We start from the raw sequence: 11438 nt of genomic DNA, 5'->3' as shown, positions 1-11438 counted from the left end.
CCATCTTAAATCTTAGCCAATAAATTTGCTTTTAATGGCTTTTTTCTTTCGCCTTGAGGTATTTCTATACCTTGGAACTTTGCATAATTTACTTTTACACCATCATCTAAATCTATTTCAATTCTTTTATTTGCAATGTAAGCAATAACTTGGTCATAAGCCATACACTCTAATATTTGTCTATTAATTTTTTCTTTTTTCTTCCTTGCAGCAGTTTTTTCTCTTGTTGATATATCAGAATCGATCAAAATATCTAATCTCTTAACTTCTGCTTCATATTTCTTTTGAAGTTTATGAAGATAATCTGTTCTAACTCTCGCTACAGTTGAAGAATCATATCTATGCATATATATAAGAGCCTTAAATCCATTTTCTTTTCCACTGTCAAATAACCAATAAATAGGTCTTTTCTTATATGTTTTTACATGGTCTTTATAAAAATCTTTTAAGAAATATCTTCTTATAGTCTGCCTTGAGGTTTCATTTGTTTTCTTTCCTAAAGTCTCTGCAATATAATCAAGATTTTCCTCTAATGTCTTCTCTCCAAAGGCTACTTTAACAAATTCTACAAATCTATTTACAATATCATCCTCAAAGTAATCATCATCCGTAATTGGTATAACATTGTCCATAGTCACATCTATAGATGACTTTTTCCATCCTTCTTTTGTATTAATCATAAGTTGTCCATTCTCAATTTTAAATTTATCTTTAAACTCTCCACCTGCATAAATTAATCCTTCTTCATCTAATGAATAACGACCAAACATACAGCCTACTGCATAGGATATGAATGATTTTATAAATTCCCTGCACCCATCCTTTTTAATTGGTAAATATTCCTTATCAATCTCCAAATACTTTTTATCATTTAAATCAAACATATGCATGAACTCTTTATTAATTGATGTTTCAATATCAATTAACTTTTTAATCATTTCATCAATTTGACTACTATATTTTGTATATATTTTGTTTATCTGAGTTTCTTCTTTAAAGTTAATCGAATACTGCTTTTTAAAATTTATATTAGTTTCATCAAAAACGATATGTTTATTAATTATATCTTCAATTTTTTTAACATATTCAATAATGTATATGTTTTCAACATTAATAAAAGGTACTCTAGATAAGTAAATAGGTGAAAAATGTTGCCCTACTACAATATCTATTAAAAAGTCTTCGCATATTTTACAATTTAAAAAAGCATAAAGCATTAATCTTAGTTTTTCTGAATCAGTGCTTATTATATTTACTCCACTTTCAAACGCAACATTTTGATTTTTAAGTCTTCCACAAAACTTTGTATTCCCAAATCTTATATCAGGCCAAACAATCCCATTCACAGATTGATATTTATAATTATTTATTTCTTTTAAAATTTTATATTTTATAATCTCATCAATATTTTCATACCATCGTTTTTTTGAACCACTTCTAGTACACAACACCCAATTGTAAACTATATTATCTTTTATTGGTATATCTTCTAAAAGTATATTGTTAATATCTACCTCAAACCATTTTAAAATATTTTTTTGTATAGAAGGTAAAGAAGGTCCTCTTTTAACATCTGCTATATTCCCTATAAGTTGTTCAGCCTTAAAAAGCGATAAAACTTTATCTGAAATTTTATAACTAATTGTATAAGAAGGTACTTCAAGATAGTCCTTTTGTGAAAGTTTTTTAAATATGCATGAATTATTATCAAAATATTTTTTTTCTTTTTCTAGCGAATTTTTTTCTTTAATTAAATCTACAATAATAGGTTTAAATGTATTTAATTTAGTCTTTTTAAGTATAAAAGTACATGCTTGTACTACCTCACCACTTATTTCTTCAAAAGCATTTGGACCTAAATGAATTAATGAATTTATGATCACACCTTCCAGAATTAATTTTCTTAATTTTTCAAATGAATATAAGTACATCCATGATTGTTGTGTAATCATACTTACATATTTTCTATTTCCACAATATTTTAAATTCTTCTCAATAAATACAGCATATAAATCTGACTTTGAATTAGGATAATAACTATTAATATAACTAGATAATTTTTCATTCATTCCTTTAAAACCCATATACGGTGGATTAGTACAAACAACATCATATTTCTCACTCATTATCCTCGCTTGTTTAATAAGTTGAGGTAATTTTTCTAATATTTTTTCTTTATACTGAAATTCAAACAAATTTATTATTTCACCATTTCTTATTTCCTCTATCCTTCTCTCAATAGCATCAAAATCTATTTTTTTAACTTCTAGTATTGAACCATATTCCTTTGCATCATTAAATACTTCAATCAAATATTCTACATTTCTTCTTAGTGCTTCATCTTCCTTTACAAAATAATCTATTACTTCTTTCGGTATGCCATTACTTTCTTGAATAGAACAAACATTTAACTGTATAGGTCTTCTAAATATCCTTCTATTCTTACTTCTAGCCTTCATCATAAGGGCAAAAGTCGCTAGTTGTCCTGCTCTATCATCTATGTCAAGCCCATAAAGATTTTTCTCTAATATAAGTCTTGGTATTTCTCTTTCTGAGTATCCTGCTTTTAAATAAATATCATATAGTACATCAAATGCATATACCAAAATATGTCCACTACCCATTGCAGGGTCTAATATTTTAATATCTTCTGGACTCAAATTTGGATTCTTTAATTCTTCTAATTTTTTCTGTACTTCGGGTTCCTGCTCTGCTTCTTCTAAATAATATTTCCACTTTGACTTTAATTCTTCATCAGGATGAGATTCTAACCAAAGTCTGCCTAAAGAATTCTCTACCATATATTTTACTATCCATTTAGGTGTAAATAATTGAGTTGCAGCAGGTATGTTTTCTTTTGTAATTTTTTTATTTTTCTTTAGTCCTGCAAACACTTCATCTTTCTTTTCGGATATATAATATTGATAAAGCCACCCTATTATCTCTACTTGATCTTTATAATCTTCTTCATCAATCGACTCAACTAAATCCCTTATTACAGAACCTTCTGCCAATAAATTATCTGGAAGCAATAATTCTGTATAATCTGCTATCTTTTCAAATACTGTTGGCATAATTTTGCCTAACTGATTGCACTGTTTTACAAGTAAATATTTATATAAATCTTCTATCTCATTATTTTCTTGAAGTCTATATACGATTTCTCTGTTTAAATCTAATTCTTCTACAAAGTTTAATGCTTCTTTAATAATATCTGGCTCTTTTTTATTCTTATCAACAGAAGAAAGAACTCTAACCCCTATTGGTAGATAATCATTTACCTCCATAAATCTAAGAGCAATAAATCTATTGAACCAAGCATATGCTACTTCCTCAATAACTTGCTCAAAACCTTTTTCTTTAATCTTTTCTATCAATCTTTCTCTCTGCTTAATTTCGTACTCCTTATATATTCTACTGTTTTCTCTACCTTTTATTTTAAATCCACCTTCAAATTTTTCTATATCCATCACTTCTTCTTTGGCTATACCCAACTCATAAGCCTTTTGAGTTATATCTTCTATTAGTTTTTTTCTTGCTCTTACAGCAAAACTCTTTATTGCACTTTTGTTCATGGTCATATCCCCCTATAGTCTAAATCAATTTAAGTATTGTGTTTTCTTTTAATTCGCTTTCTAATTTTCTTCTAATGTCATCTAAAAGTTTCTCTATATCTTCTTTTGTTTCAATAGTTGTTGCACAATGAAGAATATTCGCTATACTGATATTTACAACTTTTTTTGTTCTATATCCTTCTTTAGGACCATCGTTTACAATTTCAGGTCCATATTCTTTAAGTTTTGGTTTTCTCTTTTCCTTTTCTTTTTCTATTTCATTAAAACATTTAATTTTAAGTCTATCTGATTCTTCTTTCATAGCAATGGCTTCATAGAAATTATTAGCAGAATCTAATCTGTTTAACAAATCGTCAAATTGAGATTTAAACTTAGAACTTAAATCATCTTTAAAATCATATAATTCAAGTTCTCTCATTACCTTCTCATAATCACTTACTATTACCTGTCTCACAGGTTCACATTCTTTTTCTAATAATTCGATAAATCTTCCAACAAATTCATCTATAAGGTTTGGTAGTTTTTGAATTTGCGAGTAAGGTCTTTCTGATTTAATAATTTTTTCAATTTCACTTACTATCTTTATTGCTTCTTCATCTACAACATAAGTCTTATTCTTCTCATATATTTCTAATTTTTCAACTGCTTTATCAAATACTTCTTTCTGATTTTTAAAGAATTTCTTAACATCATAAACATCTTCTTCATAATCTAATAAATCATCTTTTAATTCATATACTCTTTCAAAAAATTCTTTTGCATCTTTTATCTTAATAATTTCTTCAAATAAACTTTTTCCTTTTTCCAATATTTCTTTTCCTGGATACCTAGTACCATCTCTATACTCAGATAATAGTTTCATAATATTATCAGGACTTTTATAAAGTTCATTATCGCAAAGTTCTTTAAATCTATTCATTAATCCATCTTCATCTGAAGGCATTGCTGTATGATTAAATAATTCTTTAGCAAGATATTTTACATTAGAAATATATTTTGCAGGTGTCTTTGTTCTCTTTTTAATAATTAATCTATCTAAGTAATCTCTTTTTGTTATATACTTGATTAAGTCTTTATCTGAATTATTAAGATATTCAATACCAAGTTGTAATTTTATTTCTTGTGATTTAAATAATTTTAATACAATCCCTCTTATATCATCTTCTCTCCATCCATAAGGTGCTTTTGAAAATAAATCAATTATTGTTTTTAAAGTCATTGGTATATTTCTCTCAGTATTTCTTTCTATATAACTATTTATTTCTTCTATCGCTAATTTATTTGGTATATCATCAGTTAACTTGATCTGCATATTATCTTCTAGTAAAATATCATGTAAATCTTTAATCCCCTCTACAAATTTAGTTATATAATTTAATTTACTATACATGTTATCTATCAGATATTTAAAACCTTCATTAATCCTTTCAACAGGATGCTTTAGTTTAATATTTAACTTCTGTGAATTCGCATATACATCCGCATTTTTTAACGCTTCTATTAATAATGTAGTTACTCTTTTTTTTCTTTCTGTTATTTCTCTTGATTTTCTAATTTTTATTTCTTCAATTTCAGAAGTAGATTTTGTTCCACCTTTTCTTTGTAAATATGTTTGAATTTTTAAAATTTGCTCTATTTCTTCTAAAAAAGATGTATCTATAGGCAGTTTAACTATTAAATTATTCTCTCTTGCTGACATCATTCTTAATTCATTTTCTGTAAGTTCAACTCCAGTATCATAGTATGGAGTAATAATTTTTAACCCTATCTCACTTTTTTGAGGTGATAAAAACCTATCATCAATGATTTTGTTAAAATCAAAATGATATCTTGCATTATATCTATATTTTTTCTCGCTATATATACCATTAAATATTTCTTCACCTGCTTTTAAAATTATCTCTCCCATGTCTACAGGAATATGCTGAATCTCTTTATTTACATCTTGTTCAGCATGGGTAAGAAATATATACTCATTTCCATTTTTCTGAATTAACGTTTCTTTTAGTAATCTTTTTAAAGACTCCTCTATCTGTTTTTTTAGTTCTATTTTATTGTCATCTATATGCTTAACCATCAAAGTTGTAATATTTTCAATATTAGAAGGTATCTCTTTTACATATTTAATCAAAAATAAGACTTTCAAAACCTCTACATCTTGTTCAGTTAAATTATCATTATCTTGAGCATGTAAGATTACTGTACGAATATTAGAATCTAAAAATGCCTCTATTGTTTCATAAAATGCTGAAAAAGGAATAAGTACTCCTTCTTCACAATCTACATATGCAATGGCTGCTTCTTGAAAAGCACTAAGTAAAGACCTCTCTCCTTCTGATAAATGCTTTCCACTAGCACCATGAAGCCTTATACCAGTAAATACAGACTGAAGTAAATTAAACTGATATGGTATAAAAGGATATACCTCTATAAAATCATCTACTGATTTATATGTTTTCATTTCTGCTGTATCTGCTGAAAATGTTATAAGATTTTTTATTATCGCTTCCTTCTCTACATATAAAAGTTTCAATGTTTCTTTTGCTGTATCATTCTTAAGTAATATACGCTTTTTTATTACTTCATCTACATTAGCACTAGATAGATTAATTCTTGTATTAAATCTTCCTTGTATTTTTGAAAAGTCATTTCCTTTTACTTTTGTTATCGAATCAATATCTTGCTGTGATGTTACTATTACCCATGCCTTTCCACCACACTGTGTTCCTAAATCTTCAACTACTGTTTGAAGATTTAGCATAAGTTTTGCATCATCACCTATATATTGGCCAATTTCATCAACTAAAAATATTACATGATGGTTTCCGCCCTTTGATTCAATGTATTCTCTTACCCTACTAGCAAACTTTTCAACACTTAAAGAATAGTTTTCTTCTGCTCTATTAAACCAATTTCTTGCTGCTTCAATACTCATTTTCGTTGTTGCTGCTAAGGCTTCTACTATATTATCTTCTTCAAAGTAAAAATCTTCTCTGGCTTCTTCCCATGTGTTTCCTGAAAGTTCTTTAAATTTTGCTTTAAAGGCTTCATATGTACCATCCTTAACCATTTGTCTTTCTAAGTCTGCAACCCATGGTATTGAACCACAAAACCCCTGCATTTCATTAAAAACTTTATTGAATACCTTTACAATAGCATCTTTATTTGCTTTAGAATCAGAATCCGACTTGGAATCTATGTTAAATAAAATAATATCAGCACTAATATCTCCTGCTATTTTCATATCTGCTAAAACTAAAGGGTCCTTAATCTTATCCTCAAAAAAACTTATGGCTTTCTTGCCATAAACCTCCTTATTTTCGAGTAAATAAGATAAGATCTTTAGGAAGTGTGATTTACCACTTCCAAAAAAACCACTAATCCAAACTCCCATTTTATCTGTGTAATTATTAATACTTTTTTTATAGGCTTCAAAGAAATCGCTAAAATGTTTTGAAAGTTCTCTAGTAACTACATATTCTTCTAATTCCTGATACACATTTGCATCATCTTCTTGACCAATTTTAATAACTCCTTTTATATTCCTCTCGATATCTTTGTAAAACATTTTTCTAAGTTGCATTCTTTATCCCCCCTGATATTTATCTCTCAATTAATTTAAATGCTCTATAATAGTTATCATCTTTAATCTCATTAAATAATTGCAATTCTAGACCATCATAAGTTCCTGGGAAAAACAAAATGAGTGGAACTTCATCTATAACCGAATGTAATGTATTTAAAACTGTATGTGATCTTATAATAGGCCAAGCCTTTCCAACTCCAGTTAAGAATACAATGTCATTTTTACCAACTCTTTTTCTTATATAATCAACCACTAAATCATTTTTTTGTGTTAATCTAAGTGTTTTTTTAATAGCATTGATTATGTATTCAGTTCCTTTCTTTTTTTCCATATCAAAAACTTTATCTAAATAACCTTTGCTTTCTAATATTTCTAATATAATTTCATACAAATCAAATTCCTTTATTTGAATTTCAGAATCGTCATTATTAATTTTCTGTTTTAAAAACTCTATATGCTCTCTTACAATTATTTCATCTTTAGGATCATAATCGAATATATAATATCCAATTTCATTTCCTAATCCTTTATTCTCTCTAAACCTTTTTTCTAATAATTTTGGTAAAATCTGATCTAATCTTTCATAAATTATTCTCATCTATATCTCTCCTATCATAGCTTCTAAATAAATTTGATCACCTTTTTCTTTTAAATAATCTATTATCTCTTTCTCCATTATTGGTGGTGTAATTTCTATATCTTTTTTATGTTTTTTAATAAATCCTGCTTCATTTAAAATTCTTTTATAAACTTGTTTTAATTTATAAAAAGTATAATCTTTCCATGACGCTATTTGTTTACTTTGCTCTGCCTTCCTTTGAAAAAAGATACTAAAATCTTTATCTGTTATAATAAAGTCTTTTAATAAATATTTCTCTCTATATACTTCAATCATAAAATCAAAAAACAATCTATCAGTCTTTAATATGCTGTATAATGCTAACTGCTTACTAGTTTCTAAATTACTATTAACAATTTTATCCAATAAAAACTCATCTAAAACTTCAAGTCTTTTTAGTATCTTTGAAGCAATTTCTTTTTTTCGACTCTCTGTATTAACTAAAAATATATTATCCTCAATGGCTTTTCTTTTTATATCAATATCATTAAATCCTTGTAATTTAAGAGTTGCAGCCTTTTTAAGTTCTAAATACAAAAAAGGCATTGATTTTAATGTAGATGTATATTTTAACATTTTTATACAATCTCACCTCTTTCTCGGTCCACTTTTCACTTTAATATTAATTATATCACTTATACTCATTTATTGCATTAAAATCATTTCCTAAAATTTCTAAATAAACTTAAGTAATATTTATTTATATAGATAAAATCTTTTATATAATGATTATTGTTCTAAAAATAAGAAATTGGAAAATAAAAATAACTTGTCATATACTTAAACATAGTTCTATCACTATGTTTTTAAAAAAGCAATTCATCAAAGGAAGGATAAAGATAAAAAGAAAAGGATAGTTCCTTTGCCAAAAAATAGACTTACCCATCCTCTGTTCAGAATATTTTCCTAAAATACATTAGAAAATCAAAATTAAATAGTAAAAGTTATACTATACACAAATTAAAACATAGTTATGCTTCTTTACTTGTGTAAAACAGTGCAAGTTTATTATCCACACAAAAATTATTAGAACATAGCAAACTTAGCAACACAAAAATCAATACACCTACAAACACAAAATATCTTAGAATAAATTGCTTTTTAATTTATTGTTCTGTTCTTTCTCTTCATACAAGTTTTCAATAAAGTCATATACACTTCTAATTTTAGATAAATTATGTATAATTGTATCTAAAGAACCCATATCTTCTTTATTTTTATATATTTTCTTAAGAAGCTTACTCACCTGATGAATATAAATAAAGAATGATAAATTAATTAATTTAATATCTTTTTTTATTCTAATTATTCCTTCTGTTCCTTTCCCTACAACTGTAGGATGAAACTTAACCATATGACCTAAACTGTTTTTTCGTGGATGAACAATATTGCATAAAGCTTTATAAATCATATTATAAAGTTTTCTATCTTCTTTTGTTATTCGTGAGTTATTTCTTAACTTTCCAGGTTTAATTTTAAAATCATCTTTGTTTTCATGCCAATTTTTAAAATAGTTATTATCTAAATAAAAATTAAGAATTAAAAACAAATCCTCCATTGCAGACCTTATTAGTGATATTGCGTCAACAATAAACCCTTGAGAAGCTAATATAATAGCCGATAAAAAATGGTCTTTTACTCTTATGTTCAATAACCTCGTAAAATATTGTTTAGATGAATTGTCTTTTTCTTTACATTTAGAAGCTAAAAATTCATCCAAATCTACGAATACTTTAAATAACTTCATAAAATTAGTATATTCTTCTCTACATAATAGTTTTGTTTCATTTAAAATACTTTGTCTAAATACTGGTATGAATTCTATATTTTTATAATCAATGTCCAAATTATTATCCCCCTTTGTAATTCTAATTTGTAATGTATTTTCTTATATTCTATTATATATCTATCAAGTTCCATTTTCTAATGCAAATAGATACAATTTAACATGAATTACTAATGATTCTGGGATAAATATATATAATATTAACTTAAATAACAGAACTAGGTTTCACTAAATGGGTTTATAAGCAAAAAACACTACCCTTTAAGGTAGTGTTCTACTAAACATAAGCGAGTAAGTCTATAAGCCGAGTTCTGTATTTGACAGTCATCTATCTACGCCTATTGTTGCCAATAGGCTCTAGCGACCTACCAAACGGGACGGTGACGGGCCACCACCTTTTCATGTCCCTAACTTGGTCTTGCTCCAGATGGGGTTTACAGAGCCAACTAGTCGCCTAGCTGCTGGTGAGCTCTTACCTCACCTTTCCACCCTTACCTGCAAAAGCAGGCGGTATATTTCTGTTGCACTATCCTTAGGGTCGCCCCCACTGGGTATTACCCAGCACCCTGCCCTGTGGAGCTCGGACTTTCCTCATGCTAAATGCATGCGACTGTCTGACTTACTCGTTATTCTTTTTTTCACCGACAAAGAATACTATAACATATTAAATACCCTAAGTCAAATGGTAATTATAGTTAAGATTTTATAGACTATTTCTTTTAACGTTAATGCCTTTTGTATCCATTGCTAGATTAGCTAACTCATCGGCTCTTTTATTTTTTTCTCTTCTAACATGATAAATATTAAAATTATCAAACTGACTAATCAAAGAGTTTGCCATTTCATAAAATGGTTTCATTCTTTCATTTCTAACTTTATATTCTCCCTTTATTTGTTTAACTACTAATTCACTGTCCATATAAAGTTCGATATCTTTTATACCCATCTCATAAGATAGCTCTAAAGCTCTAACCAAAGCTTTATATTCAGCAACATTATTAGTTTGAACACCAATATATTGACTTAACTCAAGCACAATATTATTCGATTCGTCATATATAACGATTCCAATACCAGCTAAACCAGGATTACCTCTTGAACCACCATCCGTGTGTATTATTGCCTTATTCATTTTATTCCTCCTGCTTTTTATAATATAGAATCCTACCACAATTATCACAGTAAGTAATATTATTACTATATTTTAGCTTTGATAATATTGATAAAGGAACAACCATATAACAACCCGTACACTTATCCCCTTCTATCTCAGCTACTGCCTTCCCTTTATTTTTTAATAATGTGTTAAATTTTTTCAAGCTACTTTCATCTATACCTGTTGATATTTCTTGAATTATTTCTTTTTCCTTTTTTATATCTGATTCTACTCTGTGTATTAAATTCTCATTTTCAGTGATTGTTTGTTTTAAATTTTCTTTTAATTCATCATAAGTTTTCTCAACTTCTACAATTTCATCTTTAAGATTGTCAATTTCATCCATTAATAGTATTATCTCGGTTTCTATTTTTTCTATCTCTTCCTTAATTTTCTTATTTTCATTTTCCATGTAAGTAAGTTGCTTTATATCCCTTATTTTACCACTATATAATTTATCTTCAATTTCTCTAATTTCATACTTCAATTGATTAATTTTACTATTATATCTATTGATTTTCATATTGTTTACTTCTAATCTTGTCTTTTTATTTTCTAAATCATATTCATATTGATGTATTTTAACATTAAGCTCTTCTATTTCTTCTCTCTTATTTAAGTCCTTCAACTTTTTTTCTAACTTATTAAGTTCTAAATAATGTTTTTGTAACTGCCATAAAAGCTCTAATTGAATCATTAAATCCCCTCCTTACCCC

7 protein-coding genes and 1 other RNA gene are annotated in these 11438 nt (G+C 27.1%); all 8 read right to left on the bottom strand.

The annotated features are described in order from the left end of the window. Positions 1–5 precede the first annotated feature (5 nt). The 8 genes from pglX to TR13x_RS01020 all read right to left on the bottom strand — a co-directional run bounded on the left by pglX (position 6) and on the right by TR13x_RS01020 (position 11419). Positions 6–3575 (bottom strand): BREX-1 system adenine-specific DNA-methyltransferase PglX, encoded by a 3570-nt coding sequence (gene pglX, locus TR13x_RS01050; protein ID WP_054870025.1) that lies wholly within the window; start codon positions 3573–3575, stop codon positions 6–8. Positions 3576–3594: 19 nt separating this feature from the next. Next, the gene (gene brxC, locus TR13x_RS01045) at positions 3595–7158 is read right to left on the bottom strand and encodes a BREX system P-loop protein BrxC (protein WP_054870024.1); all 3564 of its coding nucleotides are present in this window, start codon (positions 7156–7158) and stop codon (positions 3595–3597) included. Between the two features lie 19 nt (positions 7159–7177). After that, the gene (locus TR13x_RS01040) at positions 7178–7759 is read right to left on the bottom strand and encodes a DUF1788 domain-containing protein (RefSeq protein WP_054870023.1); all 582 of its coding nucleotides are present in this window, start codon (positions 7757–7759) and stop codon (positions 7178–7180) included. Further along, positions 7760–8356: a DUF1819 family protein gene (locus tag TR13x_RS01035; RefSeq protein WP_054870022.1), complete on the bottom strand. Its 597-nt coding sequence runs from the start codon at positions 8354–8356 to the stop codon at positions 7760–7762. It abuts the gene before it with no gap. Between the two features lie 508 nt (positions 8357–8864). Next, positions 8865–9626, bottom strand: coding sequence for a hypothetical protein (locus tag TR13x_RS01030; protein WP_054870021.1), 762 nt, complete (start codon positions 9624–9626; stop codon positions 8865–8867). Between the two features lie 224 nt (positions 9627–9850). After that, an RNA gene (gene rnpB / locus TR13x_RS03210) (RNase P RNA component class A) lies at positions 9851–10192 on the bottom strand. Positions 10193–10269: 77 nt separating this feature from the next. Next, positions 10270–10698, bottom strand: a complete 429-nt coding sequence (locus tag TR13x_RS01025; protein WP_054870020.1) for a ribonuclease HI family protein — start codon at positions 10696–10698, stop codon at positions 10270–10272. 1 nt (position 10699) lies between these two features. Next, positions 10700–11419: a zinc ribbon domain-containing protein gene (locus tag TR13x_RS01020; protein WP_054870019.1), complete on the bottom strand. Its 720-nt coding sequence runs from the start codon at positions 11417–11419 to the stop codon at positions 10700–10702. Between the last annotated feature and the right edge of the window lie 19 nt (positions 11420–11438).

The sequence above is a fragment of the Caloranaerobacter sp. TR13 genome (assembly GCF_001316435.1).
Taxonomy (GTDB): Bacteria; Bacillota; Clostridia; order Tissierellales; family Thermohalobacteraceae; genus Caloranaerobacter.
Note: the sequence above shows the minus strand (reverse complement) of the source record. Positions and strands in the feature narration are given on the sequence as shown.